The organism is Collinsella sp. AM41-2BH (assembly GCF_003468085.1).
Taxonomy (GTDB): Bacteria; Actinomycetota; Coriobacteriia; order Coriobacteriales; family Coriobacteriaceae; genus Collinsella.
The window spans coordinates 85386-108607 of the sequence record NZ_QSGH01000006.1; the positions used below are offsets into that span (position 1 = coordinate 85386).

Sequence of the window (23222 nt, forward strand, 5' to 3'; positions counted from 1 at the left end):
TTTTCTGGGACGGGGATTAAAAAATCATTGAGTACCTAATGATTTTTTAATCCCCGTCCCAGAAAAATCGTCACAGAAAGGACTACTGCTGTTGAGCGCGGCGGGCGGCACGGCGGGCTCTTGCCTCTTGAATCTCTTCGAGATGAGCAATGATCTCGGCAGCGCTTTCCTCGATGGCTTTGCCGTCGGTACGCACTACAAAGCAGCCCAGGCGTTTCATGAGCGCGCGGGCTTCCGCAAGCTCACTACGCACGCTCTCGGGCTCGGCATAGGAGCCTGCGACGGCGCGGGCGTAGTCGTCGCCCAAGCGGCTATCGCGAATCTCGGAAATCACATCGACGGTCGAAATCAAGCCGAACAGGCGCATCGGGTCAACCTCGTAAATCGACTTGGGCGGCTCCATGCCATGCGCCAGTGGGACATTGGCGACCTTGTAGCCCTGATAGGCTAAATACATCGACAGCGGCGTCTTGGATGTACGCGACACACCCAGCAGCACGATATCGGCACCCGACAGATCGTCGCAACCACGACCGTCATCGTGCTCAACGAAATACTCCATGGCCTCGATACGATGGAAATAGCGGTCATCGGTCTTGTGAATCACGCCCGCAACGCACTTGGGCGGCACACCGATGAGCGACGACAGCACGGCAAGCGTCGGGCCGATCAGGTCGACCGAACGGATATGCAGCATACCCAGGTAATCGAGCACGCGGGCGCGAAGCGCCGGATCGACAATGGTATGGAACACGGCGACATCGCGATGGTCGGCATCGACGCGCGGCCCCACAAATGACTTGACCTGCTCCACCGAGGTCACCTTGGGCAGGCGCAAGAGACGAAAAGCCCCTTCATCAAATTGCCCGGACGCCGCAAGCACCACCTCACAAGCGGTATCGCCGAGCGAATCGGAGATAACGATAACGGTGGGACGAGCGGTGACCGGGCAATCCATGCGGGGCTCCTTTTGCGCTTATGCGCAGGCTGGCTTACTTTTTGCGGGCAAGCTCACCGATGTTGGCGATGCCGGAGAAAACGGCCTCGAAGCGGTTGAGCAGCTTAAGGCGATTATCGCGAAGCTGCTCGTCCTTGTCCATGACCATGACCTCGTCGAAGAAGCGGTCGATGGGGGCACGCAGGGCGGCGAGGGCAGCAAATGCGGCCGGGTAGTCCTCGGCAGCAAGGGCGGCATCGACAGCGGTCTGAGCAGCCTCGGAGGCGTCGGCGAGCGCGAGTTCGGCCTCGCCCATCAGGGCGCGGTCGTACTCCGCACCCAGCTCGGGCTTCGAGATATGCGCGGCACGGGCATAGGCGGTAGCCAGGTTGTCGAACGTCTCAGCGTCGTTTTTGCGGGCCTCGTCGAGGGCGGCGCAGCGGGCGAAGAAGACGGACGGGGCGATAATGTGCACCGCGGAGACAGCGGCAACGGTATCGGCCGGGATCTTTTCGTCGCGGGCCATGCTCACCAGGCGGCCATGGAAGAAGTCACGAACCTGCTGCGCGACCTCGGCGGCGTCGAACTCAATGCCCTGCTCGCTATAGAGCTCGAGCGCAAAGTCGATGAGCGACGTGGGATCGATCGGCAGACGGTCGCGCAGGATGTTGATGATACCGATAGCGGCACGACGCAGCGCGTAGGGATCGGAGGAGCCAGTCGGGGGCTCGCCGATGGCAAAGATACCGGCGATGGTATCGAGCTTGTCGGCGCAGGCCACGATGCAGCCAGCGGTGCCCTCGGGCAGCTCGTCGCCGGCAAAGCGGGGACGATAATGATCGCGAATGGCGTGGGCAACCTCGTCGTTCTCCCCCATCGCGGTCGCGTAATAACCGCCCATCACGCCCTGTTGGCTCGTGAACTCGACGACGGCGTTGGACACCAGGTCGGCCTTGCACAGGTGAGCGGCGCGAGCGGCGTCGGCGGCCAGGTGGGCGCCCAGATGGGCCTCACGGGCAATGGCGAGCGCGAGCTGCTCAACACGCTCGGACTTGGCGAGCACGCTGCCGAGCTTCTCCTGGAAGGCGACCTTGGCCAGACGCTCGCGGAACTCGTCGAGGGAGATCTTCAGGTCCTCCTCGTAGAAGAACTTGGCGTCGTCCAGGCGGGCGCGCACGACGCGCTCGTTGCCGTCGATCACACGCTCGGCGTTCTCGGGCTTGCTGTTGGAAACGACCACGAACTCACGCGTGAGCTTGCCCTCGCCGTCATAGATCGGGAAGTAGCGCTGGTTGGTGAGCATGGACTCGCAGATAATCTCGTGCGGGACCTTGAGGAACTCCTCGTCGAAGGTACCGACGAGCACCGTCGGCCACTCGCAGAGGTTGATGACCTCCTCAAAGACCTTCTTGGGCGTATCGACATGGCAGCCGGGGCGAGCAGCCTCGACCTCGGCGATGCCGGCAAGGATGGCCTCACGACGACGCTCGGCAGAAAGCACGCCGGCGTCCTCGAGCACCTGCTCGTAGACGGCGGGGCTGGCGACAACATGGTCGCCGGGGCCAAGCACGCGATGGCCGCGCGTGGTGTTGCCGCTCGTCACGTCGGCAAACGACACGGGCACAACGTCCTCGCCCAGAAGACAGCAGATCCAACGGACCGGACGTACAAACGTAGCGTGCTCGTGACCCCAGCGCTGGCTGCGGTAGTTGGGCCACTGCAGGCCGGCGATGGTCTTCTCGCACAGGGCCGTCAGGATCGGGGTAGCCGGTGCGGAAGGAATGTTCTTCTCGGCGAACACGTACTCACGGCCGTCGGTGTCCTCGCGACGGACCAGATCCTCGGCAGCCACACCGCACTTGCGGGCGAAGCCCTGGGCGGCCTTGGTGGCGTTACCGTCAGCGTCGAAGGCGATGTTTGCCGCGGGGCCACGCTTGACCTCGTGAACCTCATCGGTCGCGGTGGCAACGTCGGCAACGAGCGCAGCCAGGCGACGCGGGCTCGAGATCACGCGGACCTCGCCGTGGGCCAGACCGGCCTCGTCGAGACCCTTGGCGATCATGGTACCAAGCTGCTTGACGGCATTGTTCAGCGGTGCAGAGGGCATTTCCTCCGTACCGATCTCAAACAGGAAATCCTTAGCGTCTGCCATGGCTTACGCCACCTCGCCTTCCTGGTCGGCATTCTCGTTGACTCCGGCGACCTCGGCCATGTAGGCCTCGCAGCACGCCTTGGCGACGGCGCGGACGCGCAGGATGTAGTTGGCACGCTCGACCGCGGACAGGGCGCCGCGGGCATCGAGCAGGTTGAAGGCGTGGCTGCACTTCATGACACAGTCGTACGCCGGCAACGGCAGCTTGCGTTCCAGGCAGGAATGGCACTCGGCCTCGTAGTCGTCAAACTTCTGACGCATCATCTCGACGTTGGCGACCTCAAAGTTATAGGCACTGAACTCGCGCTCGTTCTCGAGGAACACGTCGCCGTAGGTCATGGGCGTGCCGTCGGGCAGATAGCTCCACACCAGATCGTAGACCGAGTTGACGCCCTGGGCGTACATGGCGATACGCTCCAGGCCATAGGTAATCTCGACGGGCACGGGGTCGACCTCGATACCGCCCACCTGCTGGAAGTACGTAAACTGCGTGACCTCCATGCCGTTGAGCCAGACCTCCCAGCCAAGGCCCCAGGCGCCCAGGGTCGGGCTCTCCCAGTCGTCCTCGACAAAGCGGACGTCATGGTCGTTGGGGTCCAGGCCAATGGCGGCCAGCGAACCCAGGTAGAGCTCCTGGGCGTTGACCGGCGACGGCTTGATGAGCACCTGGAACTGATAGTAGTGCTGCATGCGGTTAGGGTTCTCGCCGTAGCGGCCGTCGGCGGGACGGCGGCAAGGTTGAGCATAGCAGGTGCGCCACTCGGCGGGACCGAGCGAGCGCAGCGTGGTCGCGGTATGGAAGGTACCGGCACCGACCTCGGAGTCATAGGGCTGCATAATGACGCAGCCCTGCTCGCCCCAGTACTGCTGGAGGCGCAGGATGATGTCTTGGAAGGAAAGCGATGAAGCGTTCATGCCTCTAATATCCCCTCGTCGAAACGAATACACGGTTAGGTACTGTACTATAGCGGTTTTTAATCGATAGCGCCGATGCGGTTGAGCGGCCAGTAACGCACGAGTGCCACGGCAACCAGATCCGAGCTTTTGACCGGACCAAATATACGGGAATCAGCGGAGTTCTCACGATTGTCACCCATCATCCACACGCAATCATCTGGAACGGTATAAGGAAAGGTAATGTTCTCGGACAAGGGCCAGCTCATACCAGCTGTATAGCCCTCGTCGAGCACTTGTCCGTCGACAACCACCTTGCCATCTTGCAAGTCAACGGTCTGACCCGCAGTTGCTATCACGCGCTTCACAAGCAAGTCATGCCCAGTAGTCTTATCGGGGTTGTGGAACACCACAATATCGCCCTGCCTAACGGGCATACCGAGCTCAAGTGTCACCTTCTGCGCCAAGATCTGATCGTGTTCTTCAATCGTATGCTCCATGGAGCCGGTGGGCACCACAAAGGGTTCAACCACAAACGAGCGAATCAAAAAGGTGGCGGCGAGCGCGATTAGAATGACCAAAACCCATTCCAAGGCGCCCCGCAAAGTAAAAACGGACCTCTCGCCAAAATCATGTTCAAGATGAACTCGTTGGCGACCCTTATTGTCCTCCATGTTATTCACCTCTTCCAGAAAGCAAATCCTGCGCGTAAGCGCGCTCCTCGAGCGTGAGCCGCGCCGTCTCGATCAAGTCCGGACGCCAGCGGCAGGTGCGCTCGATGGCATTCTTACGGCGCCAGGCGTCAACCTTGGCATGGTCGCCGCTCACGAGCACCGGCGGCACGCCCTCGCCGTTGAACTCGGCAGGGCGGGTGTACTGCGCATACTCGAGCAGGCCTCCGTCCTCGGCGGTCGAGAACGACTCGTCCACGTTGCTCATCTCGTCACCAAGGGCGCCGGGGATCAGGCGTACGACGGCATCGGCAACGACCATAGCGGGAAGCTCGCCGCCCGTGAGCACGTAATCGCCGATCGACAGGCGCTCGTCGGCATACGCATAGGCACGCTCGTCAACACCTTCGTAACGGCTGCACACAAACAGCAGGCGCTCGCTTTTGAGCAGGCGCTCGGCCACATGCTGCGTAAAAGGCTCGCCGCACGGGGTGAAGAACACCACCGTCGGCTTGGGGCCCTCCGCGCTAATGGCCTCGATAGCCTCGGCGATAGGCTCGACCTTCATCAGCATGCCCTGCCCGCCGCCGTACGGCTCGTCATCGACGGTACGATGGCGGTCGTGCGTCCAGTCGCGCAGGTTATACGCCTTAAAATCAAAAAGGCCGGCCTTGCGGGCGCGGCCCAAAATCGATGTGGACATGACGGGCTCAAACATCTCGGGAAAGACCGAAAGGGTCTCAATCAGCATGTTGTCCTCCCTACTTGTCCATATCGATCAGGCCGTCCATAACGTGGACGGAAATTGTTCCTGTGTCGGGAAGATCGAGCACAACCTGCTCGATCACGGGAATCAGTACCTCGCCGTACCGATCGCCCTCGACGACCCAAACATCGTTAGCGGGCGTCGACATGATCTCGACGATCGTACCGAGTGAACCGAAGCGCTCGTCGACCACCTCGCGACCCATCAGGTCGGAATAGGCGGCGTCGAGTGAATCGAGCTCAAAATCGTCACGATTTGCCAACACATAGCATCCCGTGATGCCCTCGGCGGCCGTCAAGTCGTCAATGCCCTCAAACGAGACCAGATCGCCATCGCCCGTATCGGTGACGGACACGACCGTGCAAAAGCGGTCGCGCTTGAGCGCCGGCGGCGTCAGGGCGACGCGCATACCCGGCTCTAATACAGAAGGAAGCCCCCGCAGCGGCTGCGCGAGGACCTCCCCCTTCCTTCCGTGCGGCTTGACCACACGGGCGATGTTTTTGTACTGGGACCTCAAGGTCCTAGCCCAGAACCTCTACCTCGACAGCAGTGTCGAGGCGAGCGGCCAGTGCACGGGCGAGCGTGCGAATGGCCTTGATGGTACGGCCACGACGGCCGATGACCTTAGCGACGTCATCCTCGGCGACCGAAACCTCAATCGTGGAGGCGTCGTCACCATCGATGACCTCAAGGCTCACGGAATCCGGGTCGTCGACGATCTGAACAACGAGATATTCGACGAGATCGGCGATGCGATCTGAGAGCATTGCCTCACCCTCGAGCTGTGCAGCGTCAACCTCAGGCACGATTTACTCCTCGGCGCCCTCAGCGGCCTCAGCGGCAGCCTTAGCGGCCTCGGCCTCTTTGGCGAGCTGCTTCTTGGACTTCTTGACGACGGTCTCGGTCTTCTCGCCCTCGTTGGCGGCCTTGACCAGAGCGGCGACGGCGTCGGTGAGCTGAGCGCCCTTGGCCTGCCAGTCGGCGATCTTCTCGAGGTCGAGATTGATGGTCTTGGGGGCGGTCATCGGGTTGTAGCGGCCAACCTCCTCGATGATACGACCGTCACGCGGGGCGCGGGAATCGGCGACGACGACACGGTAGTACGGACGCTTCTTAGCGCCGTGACGAGCAAGGCGAATCTTGACTGCCAAAGGAAACTCCTCCAACCAAGCAGCTTTAGGCTGCAACTACAAACAAACAGTTGAACATAATACGCCATCGACGCGGGCAGGTGAAGTCCGTGAGACCAACTTCTTCGGTGTAGTCGAGGGCAAATCCATATCTTAGACAAGAATTCGGGATTTGCAAGCACATACACGCACCCCACATGAGCTGCGCGGTATACTCATGACATGGAAAGACGCGAACATACATACGGTTATGAGGATGCCATGGGCGTCACGCCGCCGCCCTGGACGGGTCCGGCGGTGGGCCTCATGGACCTCGATGCGTTTTTTGCGAGCGTGGAGATGCTCGATCATCCCGAATGGCGCGGAAAGCCGCTCATCGTGGGCGGAGACGCCGATTCGCGTGGCGTCGTGTCCACGTGTTCGTATGAGGCACGTCGCTTTGGCGTGCACTCTGCCATGGCCTCGGCCGAGGCGCGGCGCTTGTGCCCGCAAGCCATTTGGACGCACGGGCACTTTGATCGCTACCGCGAGGTGAGCGCGCAGGTCATGGCGATTCTTGCCGAGGAGACGCCGCGCGTTGAGCGCGTATCCATCGACGAAGCCTTTATCGATATCACACCGGGTCGCTTTGCGCCCGAAGACCCGCTACTGGTTGCGCGGCGTATAAGCGACCGCGTGGCAGCGCTGGGAGTGACCTGCTCCATTGGCGTGGGCTGCAACAAGACGGTCGCAAAGATCGCAAGCGAGCGGGATAAGCCGTTTGGGCTGACCATCGTGCGCCCCGGAACCGAGCAGCGCTTTTTGGCCGCGCTGCCGGTATCTGCCATGAGCGGCATCGGGCGCTCGGCCGAGGAGCGACTGCGCCGCATGCGCATCTACACGCTCGGCGAGCTGTCACGTTCACCGGAATCAACCTTGGCCTCTATTTTTGGCGTCAACGGCGAACGCATGCGCCAGCGTGCGCTGGGACTCGAAATATCCGAAGTAACAAGCCTCGATGAGGAACGCGAGGTTAAATCCGTGAGCAATGAGCGCACCTTTGCGAAAGATTTGACTGAGCGTGGGGACATCGAAGCGGCGATTGCGCTGTTGGGAGAGTCGGTTGGACGCCGCCTGCGCCGTCAGGGACTGACGGGCGGCACGGTAACGCTCAAGCTTAAGTATTCGTATGGCAGCGGACGCACGGCGCAGCGGCGGCTTCCCCACCCCACCGACGATGAGAACATCTTTGTGGCGGTTGCGCTCGAACTGCTCGACAACATCTGGCAGGAAGGCATGCATGTGCGTCTGGCGGGTATCGGGATGAGCGACTTTGACCATCAGGGCGGCATCCAGACCGACCTGTTCTGCGAAGTCGACGACCGCGGAGCCCAATCAAGCGACCGTCGCGACCTCTCAGTCGCGATCGATGCCGTCCGAGACAAGTTCGGCGACACCGCCCTATCTTTCGGCCGCCAATCCCGCTTCAATGATTAACCGCCTTTGTAAAAATAGAAAGCCGGGCAGGTGCGGAAAACCGCAACTGCCCGGCGAAATGCGCGAGGCTAGCTAAAAGCCCCATATCAAATGAGCCACTAGAGGAGGTCGAGGGGGAGCTGGGGGGCGTCACCCCAGAGCTTTTCTAGGCGGTAAAAGTCGCGGGCTTCGGGAGTGAAGACATGGACGACAACCGAGCCGTAGTCCATGAGCATCCAGGTCTTCTGCTCGCGGCCCTCGATGGAGAACGGATGCTCGCCGCAAGCCTCGGCAACCTTCTCCTCGATCTCGTCGACAATCGAATCGACCTGGCGGTTGTTGGTACCGGTGGCAAGCACAAAGTAGTCGCACACGTCGGAAAGCTCGGTCAGGTCGAGCACCTGCACGTCCTCGCCCTTCTTGTCGTAGGCGGCCTGCGCGGCGGCGCGGGCGACATCCTCGGCGGCGACACCGCTCGCGGACAGCGAGGCGGCGGTGCGGTCGGACGTGGCAGCGAAACTCTTGTGCTCCACACCTTCAAGAATCTGCTCGTCAGTCATGGTCTCGTCGGCCATGGAATACCTCTTTCTAGACACACCCGAGCTAGCGCAGCTGGGCGTAATGGTTGTAAATCGTAATAGCCGTGGGATAAAGATAGCGCCCGGACTGGATCACAAAGACCAGACCCTGCGCAAAACAGGAGAAGAACAACTCATCGAGCGAGGACTTCCCCACCATCTTGCGCAGCGCATGGGCATAGTCGCCGTGACGGTTGGGCTCGATGGCATCTGCCACAAAGACCACCATATCGAGCGGCGTCATGTCGCAGGCACCCACGGTGTGACGGTCGACAGCCTGGAAAACGGCCGGTGACAGCTCGGGAAAAAGCTGCGGAAGCTCATAGGCGGCAACAGGGCCATGCAAAAGCGGCGTCGCGGCGGAAGGAGAGCCGGCAACCTTGATGCCATAGTGAAGCGCGCGGGCCACGAGCTCGTCATCGGAAAGAACCTTGTCCCAGTCGTGAATTAAGCCGGCGGCAGCCGCATCAAAGCGGTCAACGCCGTAGACCTCGGCCAGATGAAGTGCGGTCTCGGCAACACCCAGCGAATGCACATAGCGCTTGCGCTTATCTTTCATGCGAACATCGAGCAGCTCTTGAATGCGCTTGAGCAGCGCGCGCTCATCGCCCTCAAACTGATCCTCTACCGACAACGTAGCCCCCATCACTCAAAATCTTCTTGGCCCAAATCGGCATATAGCCTGCGCTTGCGAATGTAGCCGAGCACGGACTCGCTCGTAAGATAGCGCACGCTCATGCCGCGGGCAACTCGCTTACGAATGTTCGTCGAGCTGATCGCCAGCGCCGGAATCTGAATATAGCGCACGTCGAACGGCAGCCCCGACTCTTTGATTCGGGCACGCGCCGTATCGATATCAAAGCCCGGTCGCGTCGCCGCAATAAAGGTAGCAAGCTCAGCGATTCGTTCGGCATCATGCCAGGTCACAATATCGATAATCGCATCGGCGCCCGTAATAAAGTAGAGCTTTACCTGCGGCGGGTAAAAATCGCGAAGGGCATGAAGCGTATCGGCCGTATAGGTTACACCCGGACGGTCAATCTCGAACCGGCTCGCCAAAAAGGCCGGGTTCGCGGCGGTGGCGAGGACCGTCATGGCATAACGGTCCTCGGCAGGCGTAACCGGCTTGTCAAGCTTAAAGGCGGGAGAGCCCGCCGGCATAAAGAGCACAGCGTCCAAGTCGAGCGACTCGCGCGCCTGCTCGGCAGTCACCAGGTGCCCGTAATGAATCGGGTCGAATGTGCCGCCCATAATGCCAAGCCGAAACTCCTTGCCCTCTTTTATGGGCAGCTCGGGCAAACCGATTCCACCGCGCAGCGACATGGCTTACTCGCCCTCCGAGGTCTCGGCATCGTCCGCGGCATCCGCCGCATCGACAACCTCGACGCCCTCATCCGCAGCATCGGCCACGTCAATGGCCTCAACGGCAACGTCCTCGCCAGCGTCCTCGAGCTCCTCGTACTCCGAGAAGTCCTCAGCGCCCTCAAAGTCAAAGGCACGCTGGCAAATGCGGACCTCGTCGCCCGCACGGCAACCGGCCTTCTCGAGCGCGTCGTCAACACCCATACGTGCAAACTTATGCTGCAGGTAAATGACGGCTTCCTCGTTTTCCCAGTCGGTCTGTATGACCATGCGCTCGATGGCACGACCAACCACACGGAAGGCACCGGGCTCCTCCTGGACAATGCGGAACCGCTTCTCGCGCTGCAGACGGCGGCGCTCCCACTCCTCGTCGCGAAGATCGACCGGCTCATCGGAAACCGCCAGCTCGGCGCGAAGCTTAGCCACCTGCTCGCCCACGGCAAGCATCAGCGTATTGAGCCCGGCGCCCGTCACGGCGGACACGGCAAAGAACATATGTCCATCGTCGAGCGCGGCGCGCTTGAGGTCGGCAATCTTGTCGGCCGTGCCCGGCGCATCGCACTTGTTGGCGACAACGATTTGCGGGCGCTCCGAGAGCTCTGCGCCATACTGCTCGAGCTCACGGTTGATGATGCGGTAATCCTCAACCGGGTCGCGATCCTCAAAACCGCCCGTCATGTCGACGACATGCATGATCAGGGCCGTACGCTCAATGTGGCGCAGGAACTGGTGGCCTAGGCCCTTGCCCTCGCTCGCGCCCTCGATCAAACCAGGAACGTCGGCAACGACGTAAGAATACTCACCGGCACGCACCATGCCGAGGTTCGGCACGAGCGTTGTAAACGGATAGTCGGCGATCTTGGGACGGGCGGCACTCATGCGCGCGATAAGCGAGGACTTGCCCACCGAGGGGAAGCCCACGAGTGCGGCATCGGCCATAAGCTTCATCTCAAGCTCAATCCAGTGCTCCTCGGCCGGTTCGCCCAGCTGAGCGAACGCGGGCGCGCGGCGCACCGACGTCACAAAGTGCGTGTTGCCCAGGCCACCGGCACCGCCGGGCGCCACGACAACGCGCTCGCCATCGTGCACCAGGTCAGCAATCTCGAACATCGGGGTCTGCGTCTCGGGGTCGAGCTCGCGCACCACGGTGCCCATGGGAACCTTCAGGATCAGGTCCTCGCCGCTCTTGCCGTTACGACGGGCACCCTGCCCGTGCGTGCCGCGTTCGGCGCGGAAGTGATGCTTAAAGCGGTAATCGATCAGCGAAGACAGCTGAGCATCAGCCTGGATGACGACATTGCCGCCACGACCGCCGTCGCCGCCATCGGGGCCGCCCTTGGGGACAAATGCCTCGCGCCTAAACGACATGCATCCGGCTCCGCCGTCGCCGCCGCACACGTTAATGCGGCTGATATCGGTGAACTGTGACAACAGAATCGCCTCCTACAAAAAGAGGGAGACCCTTGAATCCTAAAACTCAAGTGCCTCCCACATATGTGCTCTATGAAGGGTGAATTACGCGTTCGCGAGCGGGCGTACGCTGACCCTGTGCTTGATACCCTTGTGGAACTCAACGGTACCGTCGACCAGCGCGAACAGCGTATCGTCCTTGCCACGGCCAACGTTCTCACCCGGGTGGATGTGAGTGCCGTGCTGACGGACGAGAATCGTGCCCGTGGTTACCGTCTGGCCGGCATAGCGCTTCGTGCCAAGGCGCTGACCGCGGGAGTCACGGCCATTACGGGAGGAACCGAGTCCTTTTTTGTGTGCCATTGTGTATACCTACTCTTTCGTTACGAGTGTAATCTACTCGGCGACGGGAGCCTCGGCAACAGCCTCGGCCTCTGCCTTGACAGCCTTCTTGGCGCGGGACGTAGCCTGGACCTTCACGATCTTCAGCTTGGTGAGCTGCTGACGGTGACCCTTCAGACGACGATAGCGCTTACGCTTGTGGAACTTGAAGACCAGCTGCTTCTCGCCCTTGAACTGCTCAACGATCTGAGCGGTAACCTTGGCCTTGGCCAGCTTGTCGGGATCGGTGACGATCTTCTTACCATCGTTGAGGAAGATGACCGGCAGGGTGACCTTGTCGCCCTCATTGCCCTCGATCTTCTCGACGGTGATGACATCGTCGGTGGCGACCTTGTACTGCTTGCCGCCCGTGTTAACGATTGCGTACATGTTTACTTGCCCTTCATGCATCAGTTAGTGCAACAGCCGAATATAGTAGCAGGCGAAAATACCCCCGTCAACGAGTATGTGGAGCAAATCCACAAGTTCGCACAGGTATGGGGCTGACGAGTCGGCCCTCGTCGTCCTCGCATGCTTGATTCTGACGCTCGACATCGTAGGAGCAGATGGTCACGAGGTCTTGCATACCGGTGGAAACAATAGGTGCATCCACGCCCGGGGTCAAGCCCTGCAACAAAACATCAGCAGCGGAAAGCAAAATTTCCGGACGCATGGAGCCCTCGTTGTCGGCATGGGTGTCGAGCATGAGCACCAGATGGTCCGGACGCTCCCCAGCCGTGAGCTCATAGCCCACGAGCGTGTGATCCAAATCCAAGCGCTTGCTCTTTTTGCCGCGCGCGTAGTCGATGCCATGGTCGGCGCGCAGCGTGTCGATCGCACGACGCACCTCGTCGGCGCTTACGGGCGCCTCGGGATCCAAGTGCAGGTCGATGCGATACGACAGACGCGTGAGCTGCGCCGTCAACGCCGGCGTGCGCACGTCGATATACGCCGCCTCGATGGGCGCCAGATCGGCCGGTGACGCCGCAGCCAGGCGCCCAAACGCCTCGTCGAGCGCCACGAACTCGGTCATAAACAGGTCATACCACTCGCAGGTCGACGACGTACCCACCGGTAGCGCCGAAGAGAAGCCCACGCGCATGTGCGGAGAGAAGCCCTGCGTGACGGCATAGGGAAGTCCCGCACGGCGCACGATGCGCTCAATGGTATGGATTACTTCGAGATGGCCCAGGTACTTAAGGCGATCGCGCTTGCCATAGCGAACACGAAGCCTAAAGAGCGTGGGGTTGTCGGTCAGGCGCTCACTCATGCGCGATCACCCATCAATACATTCTTGACGTGGAGCGTGGGGCAGATTCCGCAGCCGGTGCACGACGTGCGGGTGCAGTCGGGAGTCGTGACACCCTCGAGCGAGCGACGGTACTCGCGCTCGAGGAAGCCACGCGTGCAGCCGGGGCTCACATGCTCCCACGGCAGGCGCCAGTCCAACTCGTAGGGCAGGTGCACGAGCTCATTGAGGTCGATGCCGTTTTTGGCAGCAGCCTCCTTCCAGTTATCGAGCGAGAAATGCTCTACCCAGGCGTCAAAGCGAGAGCCCGAGCGCCAAGCGTCGATGATGACGGGCGTCATGTCACGACCGGCGCGGGACAGCGCGGCCTCGATGAGCGAGGTCTCGGCATCGTGGTAATGAACGCGGACGGCACGGTTGCGAACGCTCGTGATGAGCAGCTTCTGGCGACGCTTGACGTCGTCGTAGTCGAGCTGCGGGCACCACTGGAACGGCGTGGCAGCCTTGGGGATAAAGACCGAAACCGAGATCGACACCGAGATCGAGCCGCGACGAGCCTTGGGCACCACGGAACGACCGAGCTCCAGCACGTGATCGGCCAGATTGGCGATGGCCACGATGTCCTCGTCGCGCTCGCCGGGAAGGCCCATCATAAAGTAGAGCTTCATGCGGTTCCAGCCGGCCTCGAAGGCCGCCTTGGCCGCACGGTCCAGGTCCCCCTCGGTCACGTTCTTGTTAATGATGTCGCGCATGCGCTGGCTGCCGGCCTCGGGCGCGAACGTCAGGCCGCCCTTCTTTTCGCCGGCGACCGACTCGGCCATATCCACGCCAAACGAATCCAAGCGCTGCGACGGAATAGACACGCGAATACCCGTATCTTCCAGGCGACGGTTGAGCCTGTCAAGCACGTCACGAATGCAGGAGTGGTCGGTCGTGGAGAGCGAGGTCAGCGACACCTCGTCATAGCCGGTCTTTTCCAGACCCTGAATCACCGACGAGACGATCTGGTCGGCCGAACGCTCACGCACCGGGCGATACGTCATGCCGGCCTGGCAAAAACGACAGCCGCGAGCGCAGCCGCGCAGAATCTCGATAGACAGGCGGTCGTGAACCAGCTGCGCATAGGGCACGCACGACTGCGACAGCGGATTCGTGGCGCCGAAATCCTCGACGACGCGTTTGTAGACCACGGTCGGCGCATCCTTGCCCTCGCGCGGCACGGTGTAGCCGTGCGGCGAGCAGGGCTCGTCGTGACGAACCTCATAGAGCGACGGCACGTAGTTGCCGGCAATGGATGCAAGCTGCTCAACAATCTGCGCGCGCGGGACTCCTTCGTCGCGCAGGCGGCGATGCAGCTGGCAGGTCTCGAGCAGCGATTCCTCGCCCTCGCCGATGAGGATGGCATCGAAGAAGGCCGCGTACGGCTCGGGGTTGTACACCGAGGGGCCGCCGGCGATGATGATGGGGTCGTCTTCACCTCGGTCGGCCGCTAACAGCGGAATGCCAGCGAGATCGAGTGCCTCAAGGAAGTTCGTCACCGCCATCTCGTGCGGCACATGCAGGCCGACGATATCAAACGAAGCGACCGGCGCTGCACCCTCGAGCGAGAGCAGCGGAATGCCTGCCTCGCGCATAGCGTCACCCATATCGGGCCACGGCACATAGCCACGCTCGCAGGAGATGCCCTCGGCCTGGTTAAGGATGTTGTAGAGGATGGCGATACCCTGGTTGGGCAGACCAACCTCGTACACATCCGGGTAGATCAGGCAGCAACGGTAGTCGGCATCGGCCTTGGAAAGCGTGCCCCACTCGTGATCGATATAGCGACTCGGCTTTTCGACCTTGGCGAGCAGCGGCTCAATTAAATGAAAACAGTCTTGATACGGAACGCGCAACGGAAAACCCCTAAGCAGCGAGATCGGACGCGTCTTGGTAGGACGCCATAGGACGGGTAGCGCCCGCGACCGTGGTCACCAGATCGCGAACGCGGGAGAACGTGGCAGTGACCACCTCGTTGGCACGGCTGTAGTCGACATCGCGCTCGTAGAGCGAAACGAGCGCACGGCCCATGCCATAGGTGCCCGCGGCAGCAGTGAGCGCCTTGACGGCAAACCCAATATGCGGCGTCTGCTTGACGAGCGCGCGGGTGACCGCGCGGATCACAAGACCGCCGACAAGCACGCCCGCGACCTCGTAGCCGCGCTCAGGCTTAATGCCGCGTCCAAAGACGGCAGCGAGCTCAAAGAGCATGCCCACCTGCGCCAGCGCCATAACGGGATAATCGGCACCCGGCAAAAACACCAGCGCACCGGTCGCCATATTGGTGAGCGCGCACGAGGTGATGATACGATTGGCCGCCGCGATGCGCATGAAGGCAAAGTTCGCCGCAAAAGCCGTTTCCTTTTCGGTGCGATCGAGAATCCAGCGGGCAAGCGTCTCGAGCAGATACGTCTTATCGGTTGCCGCTACCACGCCGAGCACAGGCGTGGACTCCTCGATAAACGGCACCTCCACAGCAGACTCGGCAAGCACGCACACGGGGGCGCCGGCGATCACGAGCTCCTGCACGGCACTCTCCAAGCGGTCGGAGCCGCACGAGAGCACCAGCACCACATCGGTATCGGTCTTTGGAGCAATTCGCTCCTCCCCCAGACGCTCGACGCGCACAATGCCCGAGGTCGTCTGCGGTACAAAGGCGTCACGCACCGTCTCGGCCAGAAAGCGCGAGGCGGACGAATCCAAATAGACCGAGACGCGCACCGGCGTATCGGAATCCTTCTTAACGGACGCGCCCATCTTAAAAGCGCGGGTCAGCTTATCTACGGGAATTTTCATAGCAAACCCCTCCAGCGGTTACGCGGCGCCCGAACGATGCCGCCATATGGATTGTACGATACCCACCGTCAGCAGCTGAATCATCATCGAAGACGAACCGAAGCTAATAAACGGTAGCGGAATACCGGTAATCGGCATCATGCCGATGCACATGCCGATGTTTTCGAAGGTCTGGAACGCCCACATGCCAACGATGCCCACACACGATAGGCGCAAGAACAGCGACTCACACTTAAAGGCGACGCGAATCGTCGAAAAGATCAGCAGCACGTAGAGGCACAGGAGCAAAAAGGAACCGCAAAAGCCAAAGGTCTCGGACAGGAAGGCGAAGACGAAGTCGGTGTGGAACTCGGGCAGAAAGCCGCCGGCCGACTGCGTCGCATGGCCCAAACCCTTACCAAAGAAGCCGCCCGAGCCAACGGCGATAAGCGACTGCTGCAGGTTGTAGGCATCGTCCGAATCGGCATTATCGGGGTCGATAAAGACCGTCAGACGGTTCATCTGATACTGCTTGATGAGCACATCGTGGCCGAGCAACGAATCAAAGACCGAATCGAGCGCCAGGACGAGGGCCACCAGGCCCACGAGCAGGGCCAGGGTCGACAGCACCCATTCGCGGCGTGCACCGCTCATGCAGATGACGATGGCGCCCGAGACCAGCACGACCAGGCCCGAGCCCAGGTCGCCCATGGCGACGACGGCCAAAAACGGAATGGACAGCATGCCGCAGAGCTTGACGTAGTCGCGAACGGTATCGATGCGGCCGTTATACTGCGAGCCAAGCGTGGCGATAAAGAAGATGGTGATGAGCTTGGCAAGCTCAACCGGCTGGAATGTCAAGCCGATACCGGGAATCTTGATCCAGCCCGTCATGCCCAGACCGCCCGTATAGGACAGGCCCGGAATCTTGGGCGAGAAGATCACAATAAGGTCAATGACGAGCAGCGCCGTCGAGAAGTTAGAGATGCCGCGCAGATCGGTACGCCAGACGAGCACCGCAAGCACCGCGCCAATGCCAATGCCCAGCAGGTGGCGCGAGAATGAGGCGTCGGCCTTAAACTGTGACGCCGACCAAATAATGATGGCGCCATAGGCAACGAGCGCGACGGTAGCCAGCAGCACACCGATATGCACCTTTTGGCGAAACGTACCGCGCGAGGCCGAAAGTTGCTTGTTGACGCGGTCCAGGCTGCTGCGAGAGCCGGTCTTGGTTGAACGGAACAGATCCGCCGGAGAAAAATCCATCGCAACCTCCTATCGAACCGAAGAATCGCCCGAGGCCGAAGAGGTATCGGGCTCGTCATAAATCGCGCCGAGCACGTCGCGCACGACATGCATCGCGGTATCTGAGCCACCGCCGCCCTGCTCCAGGACAGTAGCGATGACATACTTGGGATCATCGGCCGGCGCATAGGCGCAGAACCACGCGTATTCGTCCTCGCCGCTTTTCTCGCCCGTGCCCGACTTGCCGTATACCTGCGGCGTCAGGGTGCCAAAGTGAGCCGCCAGGGACGTCGATGCCGTGTAAATCACGTCGTGCATGCCGTTGCGAACAAGAGCCAAATCCGAATCGCTGTTGATCTTGGCCTCCAGGCGCTTCTTCTTGCCTTTGCCGTTGTACTTATAGGCATCGCCGTCGCCATCGCGCGACACGGCAGACAAAAACACGTGAGGCACGTACTGCTTACCGCCGTTGGCAAGGCCCATGTAGGCGCATGCCATCTGCAAAGGCGTCACCAAAATGTCGCCCTGGCCGATGGCAATGTTGGTCATATCGCCGGCATTCCACTTGCGGTCCTCGGCAGAGGCGTCGGTAAAGTACGACTCTTTCCACTCGGCATCGGGAATACGGCCCGCGCCCTCACTCGGCAAATCGATACCGCAGGTCTTGCCTAGGCCCCAGCGACGAAAGACCTCCTGCAGGCCCTCGGAATGTTGCTCGTCATAAAAGAACGCCTTGCCCATATCGTAGAAGACGGGGTCGCACGAGTTGGCAATACCCGACTGCAGCGTCATGGTGCCGTGTCCAGACGTCAGCCAGCAGCGCTTGCCCCAAGCCTTGCCCAAGCCCGTCCAATAGCCCGTGCAGTTGGTTGTCTGCGTTGAAGTGTAGGTTCCAAACTCAAGACCGGCCAGTGCCGAGAGCGGCTTGATGGTCGAGGCCGACATGTACTGTCCGCTAATGGCGCGGTTGAGCAGCGGGTGCGAACCCTTGTCATCATTGAGCTCGGTCCACACGTCATTTGAGACGCCGCCGATAAAGACGGACGGATCGAACTTGGGCTCGCTCGCCATGCCCAGGATCTCACCATTGTTGGGATCGAGGCACACCACAGCGCCGTTGCCGGCATTGCTGTAGCCGGTGGTCTTGGCAAGCTCGATGGCGCTCGCCAGCGCCGTCTCACAGGCCTGTTGGATCTTAAGGTCGAGCGTGAGCTTAATGTCGGAGCCGGCCTTGGCGGGCACGGCGCCGGCCTGACCGGTCACATTGCCCGAGGCATCGACCTTGACGGTCTGCTCGCCACGAATACCCTGCAGCAGGTTTTCGTAGTAGCTCTCAACACCCGCCTGGCCCACGATATCGCCCGACTGGTACGTAATCTTGCCAGCAGAAGCATCATCATCGCCAGAGGTTTTCTTATTCTGGGCCTCGAGCTGCTCGGAGGTAATGGTGCCGGTATAGCCCAAAATGTGACAGGCCGTCTCGCCGTACGGGTACTGGCGCTCGGTACGCTCGGCAATCTTGACGCCCGGGAACTCGCCTGCGTGCTCCTTGATATAGGCAACCGTGGAACGACGGACGTCCGTCGCGATGGTATGCAGGCTCTGGGCGCCCTCGGAATTGTCCTGAATATTGCGCAGAACCGCCACGTAGGGCATACCGAGCACGTTGGCAAGATGGCGAACCAGAACCTCATCCTCGGCAAGGTCGCGGTAGGCCACGACAGCAAGTGAGGGACGGTTCTGGACAAGTGCCACGCCATTGCGGTCGAGGATGCGGCCGCGCACAGCGGGTGTGGTAACGGTGCGCGTCTGATTGCTATTAGCCTGCTTTTCGTAATAGTCCGACGAGACCATCTGCATGCCCCACAGCTTGACGGCAAGCGCCGCGAACATCGCGCCCACACCCGTGGTGAGGATGGAGAAGCGGCCCTTAAAGGCGGTCGCCGCGGTATTGCCCTCGCCCTCGGTGGCGCGCGGGGCCGTTCCATGCTGCGTATCGTAGGTAAAACGGGAATCGCCGCGACGCATGATGACCAGCGCGACCACGATGGCCACAACCAGCACGATACCGGCGATAATAACCGTCATCTGGGAAGACATCTACGAGCCTCCCCTATTTGAGCTTACGGGTCTTGGGCTTAAAGCGCATGCCCGTCTGGCGTCCGCCACGTGCGGAGAATCCATAACCGGACTGCGGCACGACGCCGGACATCAAAAACGGAATGGCAACCAAACCCGTCAGGATCGAAGACGGCAGCGCATGGCCGAAGACCGCCACGACAAAGCTCGTCTCCAAACCCATAAACAGCAAGATGATGCTGTAGATCACATTAATGACGAGCGCGAAGGCACCCACAGTGATGCCGCGCGCACTCGGGGTACCGCCCGTCTGACCGGCGGCGCTATGCACCAGGGCAAAAGAACCCACGGTCAGCAGGAGCGACATAACGCCCACCGGCACGGCAGCGGAAAGGTCATAGAACAAGCCGCTGCAAAAACCGCACACGACGGCACGGGTCGGGTCGCCCGAGAACACGCTTATGCACACCAGGATAATCATAAAGTTGACGCGACCGCCCGCAATGGAGATCTGCGGTGCCAGGCCTGCCTGCAGCAGCACGCACACGATGGCGGCGATTACAAACGTACGGGAGCTCATCCCCTGCTCGTGTAGATCCATGGACATGCCCCCTATTCGCTCGAGCCGGAATCGGTCGTCTCGGACGTGTCGGAACCGTCATCCGAGCTCTCGTCCTTCGTCTTGGTCGCAGCATCGCGCGACGTTCCCTGCGGCGTGCTATTAGCGGTGCTCACGTCCTCATCCGAGGCCGACTGTTCGTCGGTCAGCGAGGTGATGACCAGCACTTCCTCGTTGTTCTCGGCCGTCGTCTGGGCGCGCACCACAATGGTGTAGTACACGTCGTTTGCCGATTTCTCAACCGACGAGACGGTGCCGAGCGGTAGACCCTTGGGGAACACACCGCCAATGCCCGAGGTCACGATGATGTCGCCAACCTTAACATCGGAGTCGACGCTCACGTACTCAAGACGCAGCGTGCCGTCAGCCTGACCCTGCAGCATACCCTGGGCGCGCGTGTCCTGCACCATGGCGGATACGCCGGAGTTCTCGTCGCCAATCAGGCGCACGGTAGAGGTCTTGGCCGATACCTCGATAATCTGGCCGATAACACCGGCAGAACTCGTCACGGGCATGTTGATGGTAAGCCCGTCGGCAGAGCCCTTGTCGATGGTAACGGTCGAGGTCCAGGCATCGCCGGAGGCACCAACGATACGAGCAGCGGTCGATTTGAGGTTGTAGGTCGACTGCAGACCGACCAGACCCTCCAGTCGCTCGGCGGTCTTTTGAGCCTCGGAGAGCTCGGCAACCTTGGAGGTCAGCTCCTCATTTTGCTTCTTAAGCTCGTCAAGCGTGTCCTGTGACGCCGTAAGGTTAGAGAACACGTTACCGATCGCATTGAAGGGAGCCGCCACAGCCGAGCCCACAAAGCGCACCGGCGAGGTAATCGTCGTCACGCCCGAGCGCACGGCATGAATCGGCCCCGTCTCGCCCTCGCGGATGTAAAACGTGAGCAGCAACACCGAAATCAGGCTGAAAACAATCAACGGGCGCATACCCGTTGATTGTCGCTTGGTATTCAGATTTGTGGAGAAACCCGAAGATCGTGCCAAATGGAATCCACCTTTTGGAAATTAAGCATTGGTCTGGACGAAGCCGCCATCAAACGCATTGGCCTCGAGCACGCGGGCACAGCCGTTAACAACGTTATCGAGCGCCGTGGGGCTGACGTTGACCGAAACGCCGGTCTCATCGCGCAGGCGCACATCGAGACCGCGCAGCAGCGCGCCGCCACCGGTCAGCAAAATGCCATAGTACATAAGGTCCGAGGCAAGATCGGGAGGCGTAGCGTCGAGTGCGTCCTTGACGGCCTTGGCCATCTCGTCGAGCGGCTTGTTGAGCGCGCGACGAATCTCCTCGCTCTCGATGCGCACGGTCTTGGGCAGACCGGTGATCACGTCGCGGCCGTTGACCTCGACGTCGAGCTCATCCTTGAGCGGCACGGCGGAGCCGACCTTGATCTTGATGTCCTCTGCCGTACGCTCGCCGATGGCCAGGTTGTAGGCATCACGAACGTGCGTGAGGATGGCCTGATCGAACTCGTCGCCGGCAATACGGATGGACTGCGAGACGACGATGCCGCCCATAGCGATAACGGCAACCTCGGTGGTACCGCCACCGATGTCGATGACCATGGAGCCGGTGGGTTCCTCGACGGGCAGGTCGGCGCCGATGGCAGCCGCCATGGGCTCTTCGATCAGATAGGCCTGGCGGGCACCGGCCTGGATCGTGGCCTCAAAGACAGCGCGCTTCTCGACCGACGTGACACCGGAGGGAACGCAGACGACAACACGCGGACGCGGAGTCCACGGATAGCGCTTCTCGGACGCCTTGTCGATAAAGTAGCGAAGCATGGCCTCGGTAACATCGAAGTCGGCGATGACGCCGTCCTTCAGGGGACGAACGGCCACGATGTTGCCGGGCGTACGGCCGAGCATGCGCTTTGCCTCGATACCGACCGCCAAGATGCGCTCGTCGTTCTTGTCGATGGCGACAACAGAGGGCTCGCGAATGACGATGCCCTTGCCGCGCACGGAGACAAGCGTATTGGCGGTGCCGAGGTCGATGGCAAGATCGCCCGCATAGCTACCGAAGAACATATCCATCAAAGAAAACAACGCAACTCCTGATGTGTTGGATGATTGCTGGAAAACTACTAGCTCATCATACTAGCGCAAGCCCGGCGCCTCACTTGCGGTGAAGCGCCGGGCAAAGCTAAATCCCATAAGGTCACTACTGGTTGTCAGCAGCCGAGAAATCCATATCAAGCGAAGAAACGGCCCAGCCGATATGGTTGTCGGAGCGCACGAATTTGACGGTGTACTCCTGCTCGCCGCCCTTGGACAGCGATGCCTTCACCTTGGCGGTCGTCTCGGTCATGGACTGATCCATGCCCTCAACGGACACGGTGGCACCCTGCGGAATCGAGGAGATGATCATCGACTTAGCGTCCTCGGACAGGCTCGAGGCCAGGCAAGACTCGGCCCTTGCGGCGTCACCGTCGCCGGCAGCCTGGAACAGATCGGTAACGACAGACTCCTGAGACGGGAAGCCAAAGCCGCGCGTGTAGGCAAAGCCCAGACCGCCCGCGGCGATCAAAATGAGCAGAAGCAGCACGATGAAGACTTTAAGACCCGTGTGGCGATGGCGACGACGGACCTTGGCCTGCTTACGATCCTGACGGTCCTGCTGGACCATCTCGGACTCGGACAGCGTAAAGAAGCCGGTGTCCGAGGGATCGGGCATAAACTGACCGGTCGCGCCCGTAGGATCGAGCGGATCGACGGCAGGAGCGTCCATCGCGGGCGCCGGAGCCGTGGCCATAGCCGTCTGGGCAGACAGCGCGGCAAGCGAATCGTGCACGCGGGCAAGCTCATCGGCCTGCTCGGAGGTGAGCTGGTAGATGCCATCGGCAGTAGCGGCGTTAAAGGCGTCGAGTGCGTCGGAGGGACGGCCGGCGGCAGAAAGCGCCTGACCCATGCCGGCGTTGAGCGCACGCGTGTCGTCGCGGGGGCCGGCAAAGTCGATAGCCGTGCGGTAGGTCTCCACGGCATCCGCCGGACGGCCGAGCTTAATGAAGCAACGACCGAGCTCGCCGAGTGCGGCGGCAGGAGCCGGATTGGCGCCGTCGATGGCAGCCTGACGGAAGGCGGTTCCTGCGTTGGCATAGTCGCCCGACTGGAACAGAGCATTGCCCAGGCCCAGATAGGCCTTGAACGGCGTGGCATAGGAAGCATCCTGCGTAGCAGCAGAGAACGCCTGAGCGGCCGTCGTGTAGTCGCCCACGGCGGCAAGCGCCTTGCCGCGGTTGGTGAGCAGCGCGCCGCGCTTGCCGTAGGTGCCGTCGTTGAGGGCGGCGGCATAGGCCTCGGCAGCCTCGGCATACATGCCCAGGTGCATCAAGGCGTTGCCACGAAGGTGATCGGCCTCGCCCATAATCTCATCGGGAGTCTTTGCCGCCCCAAGCATCTGGGCTGCAGCAGAAAAATCACCCGCGCGGTAAGCGGCGCGGCCCTGTTGGATCAGCTGGCTATTCAAGAA

24 protein-coding genes are annotated in these 23222 nt (G+C 61.2%); 1 reads left to right on the plus strand and 23 read right to left on the minus strand.

Annotated features, from left to right (window positions below; all coding sequences use genetic code 11):
* Positions 1 to 82: 82 nt before the first annotated feature.
* The 8 genes from DW899_RS04595 to rpsP are packed head-to-tail and all read right to left on the minus strand — an operon-like array spanning position 83 to position 6571.
* The gene (locus DW899_RS04595; RefSeq protein ID WP_117637236.1) at positions 83 to 958 is read right to left on the minus strand and encodes a pyruvate, water dikinase regulatory protein; all 876 of its coding nucleotides are present in this window, start codon (positions 956 to 958) and stop codon (positions 83 to 85) included.
* 34 nt (positions 959 to 992) lie between these two features.
* Positions 993 to 3089 (minus strand): glycine--tRNA ligase subunit beta, encoded by a 2097-nt coding sequence (glyS, locus tag DW899_RS04600; protein ID WP_117800142.1) that lies wholly within the window; start codon positions 3087 to 3089, stop codon positions 993 to 995.
* A gap of 3 nt (positions 3090 to 3092) precedes the next feature.
* On the minus strand, positions 3093 to 4004 hold the full coding sequence (locus DW899_RS04605) for a glycine--tRNA ligase subunit alpha (protein WP_006236091.1): 912 nt from the start codon (positions 4002 to 4004) through the stop codon (positions 3093 to 3095).
* A 59-nt stretch (positions 4005 to 4063) separates the two neighbouring features.
* Positions 4064 to 4657, minus strand: coding sequence for a signal peptidase I (gene lepB / locus DW899_RS04610; protein WP_117800143.1), 594 nt, complete (start codon positions 4655 to 4657; stop codon positions 4064 to 4066).
* A gap of 1 nt (position 4658) precedes the next feature.
* Positions 4659 to 5405 carry a tRNA (guanosine(37)-N1)-methyltransferase TrmD gene (trmD, locus tag DW899_RS04615; RefSeq protein WP_117800144.1) on the minus strand — a complete coding sequence of 249 codons (747 nt, stop codon included), beginning with the start codon at positions 5403 to 5405 and terminating at the stop codon, positions 4659 to 4661.
* Positions 5406 to 5415: 10 nt separating this feature from the next.
* Positions 5416 to 5937, minus strand: a complete 522-nt coding sequence (gene rimM / locus DW899_RS04620) for a ribosome maturation factor RimM (protein ID WP_089573449.1) — start codon at positions 5935 to 5937, stop codon at positions 5416 to 5418.
* Positions 5938 to 5941: 4 nt separating this feature from the next.
* Complete coding sequence (locus tag DW899_RS04625; protein WP_171021534.1) at positions 5942 to 6187, minus strand: KH domain-containing protein; 246 nt, start codon at positions 6185 to 6187, stop codon at positions 5942 to 5944.
* Positions 6188 to 6229: 42 nt separating this feature from the next.
* Positions 6230 to 6571 (minus strand): 30S ribosomal protein S16, encoded by a 342-nt coding sequence (rpsP, locus tag DW899_RS04630; RefSeq protein ID WP_117800145.1) that lies wholly within the window; start codon positions 6569 to 6571, stop codon positions 6230 to 6232.
* 201 nt (positions 6572 to 6772) lie between these two features.
* Here rpsP and dinB point away from each other — a divergent pair, with 201 nt between their 5' ends.
* Positions 6773 to 8026 (plus strand): DNA polymerase IV, encoded by a 1254-nt coding sequence (gene dinB, locus DW899_RS04635; protein ID WP_197032155.1) that lies wholly within the window; start codon positions 6773 to 6775, stop codon positions 8024 to 8026.
* A 98-nt stretch (positions 8027 to 8124) separates the two neighbouring features.
* Here dinB and rsfS read toward each other — a convergent pair whose 3' ends face one another.
* From rsfS to DW899_RS04710, 15 genes are all read right to left on the minus strand, one after another.
* Complete coding sequence (gene rsfS / locus DW899_RS04640; protein WP_117786060.1) at positions 8125 to 8580, minus strand: ribosome silencing factor; 456 nt, start codon at positions 8578 to 8580, stop codon at positions 8125 to 8127.
* Between the two features lie 28 nt (positions 8581 to 8608).
* Positions 8609 to 9142, minus strand: a complete 534-nt coding sequence (gene yqeK / locus DW899_RS04645) for a bis(5'-nucleosyl)-tetraphosphatase (symmetrical) YqeK (RefSeq protein WP_199410567.1) — start codon at positions 9140 to 9142, stop codon at positions 8609 to 8611.
* An 86-nt stretch (positions 9143 to 9228) separates the two neighbouring features.
* On the minus strand, positions 9229 to 9906 hold the full coding sequence (gene nadD / locus DW899_RS04650) for a nicotinate-nucleotide adenylyltransferase (protein WP_117637231.1): 678 nt from the start codon (positions 9904 to 9906) through the stop codon (positions 9229 to 9231).
* A gap of 3 nt (positions 9907 to 9909) precedes the next feature.
* Positions 9910 to 11376, minus strand: a complete 1467-nt coding sequence (gene obgE / locus DW899_RS04655) for a GTPase ObgE (protein ID WP_199410562.1) — start codon at positions 11374 to 11376, stop codon at positions 9910 to 9912.
* Between the two features lie 84 nt (positions 11377 to 11460).
* Positions 11461 to 11718: a 50S ribosomal protein L27 gene (rpmA, locus tag DW899_RS04660; protein WP_006236075.1), complete on the minus strand. Its 258-nt coding sequence runs from the start codon at positions 11716 to 11718 to the stop codon at positions 11461 to 11463.
* A 33-nt stretch (positions 11719 to 11751) separates the two neighbouring features.
* Positions 11752 to 12126: a 50S ribosomal protein L21 gene (gene rplU, locus DW899_RS04665; RefSeq protein ID WP_035138585.1), complete on the minus strand. Its 375-nt coding sequence runs from the start codon at positions 12124 to 12126 to the stop codon at positions 11752 to 11754.
* Positions 12127 to 12193: 67 nt separating this feature from the next.
* A complete protein-coding gene (locus DW899_RS04670) occupies positions 12194 to 13006 on the minus strand; it encodes a TIGR03936 family radical SAM-associated protein (RefSeq protein WP_099431827.1) in 813 nt (270 codons plus the stop codon).
* Entirely contained in the window at positions 13003 to 14880 is a 1878-nt protein-coding gene (locus DW899_RS04675) for a TIGR03960 family B12-binding radical SAM protein (protein ID WP_117800146.1), read from the minus strand. Before DW899_RS04675 ends, DW899_RS04670 begins: the two co-directional genes overlap by 4 nt.
* 10 nt (positions 14881 to 14890) lie before the next feature.
* Complete coding sequence (locus DW899_RS04680) at positions 14891 to 15820, minus strand: YcjF family protein (RefSeq protein WP_117800147.1); 930 nt, start codon at positions 15818 to 15820, stop codon at positions 14891 to 14893.
* 18 nt (positions 15821 to 15838) lie between these two features.
* Positions 15839 to 17065 carry an FtsW/RodA/SpoVE family cell cycle protein gene (locus tag DW899_RS04685; protein ID WP_055249988.1) on the minus strand — a complete coding sequence of 409 codons (1227 nt, stop codon included), beginning with the start codon at positions 17063 to 17065 and terminating at the stop codon, positions 15839 to 15841.
* A 9-nt stretch (positions 17066 to 17074) separates the two neighbouring features.
* Positions 17075 to 19144: a penicillin-binding protein 2 gene (mrdA, locus tag DW899_RS04690; protein WP_117800148.1), complete on the minus strand. Its 2070-nt coding sequence runs from the start codon at positions 19142 to 19144 to the stop codon at positions 17075 to 17077.
* Between the two features lie 13 nt (positions 19145 to 19157).
* Positions 19158 to 19724: a hypothetical protein gene (locus DW899_RS04695; protein WP_117800149.1), complete on the minus strand. Its 567-nt coding sequence runs from the start codon at positions 19722 to 19724 to the stop codon at positions 19158 to 19160.
* 11 nt (positions 19725 to 19735) lie between these two features.
* Complete coding sequence (mreC, locus tag DW899_RS04700; RefSeq protein ID WP_117800150.1) at positions 19736 to 20677, minus strand: rod shape-determining protein MreC; 942 nt, start codon at positions 20675 to 20677, stop codon at positions 19736 to 19738.
* Positions 20678 to 20755: 78 nt separating this feature from the next.
* On the minus strand, positions 20756 to 21787 hold the full coding sequence (locus DW899_RS04705) for a rod shape-determining protein (protein WP_006236061.1): 1032 nt from the start codon (positions 21785 to 21787) through the stop codon (positions 20756 to 20758).
* Between the two features lie 127 nt (positions 21788 to 21914).
* Complete coding sequence (locus DW899_RS04710; RefSeq protein ID WP_233539904.1) at positions 21915 to 23219, minus strand: tetratricopeptide repeat protein; 1305 nt, start codon at positions 23217 to 23219, stop codon at positions 21915 to 21917.
* Positions 23220 to 23222 lie beyond the last annotated feature (3 nt).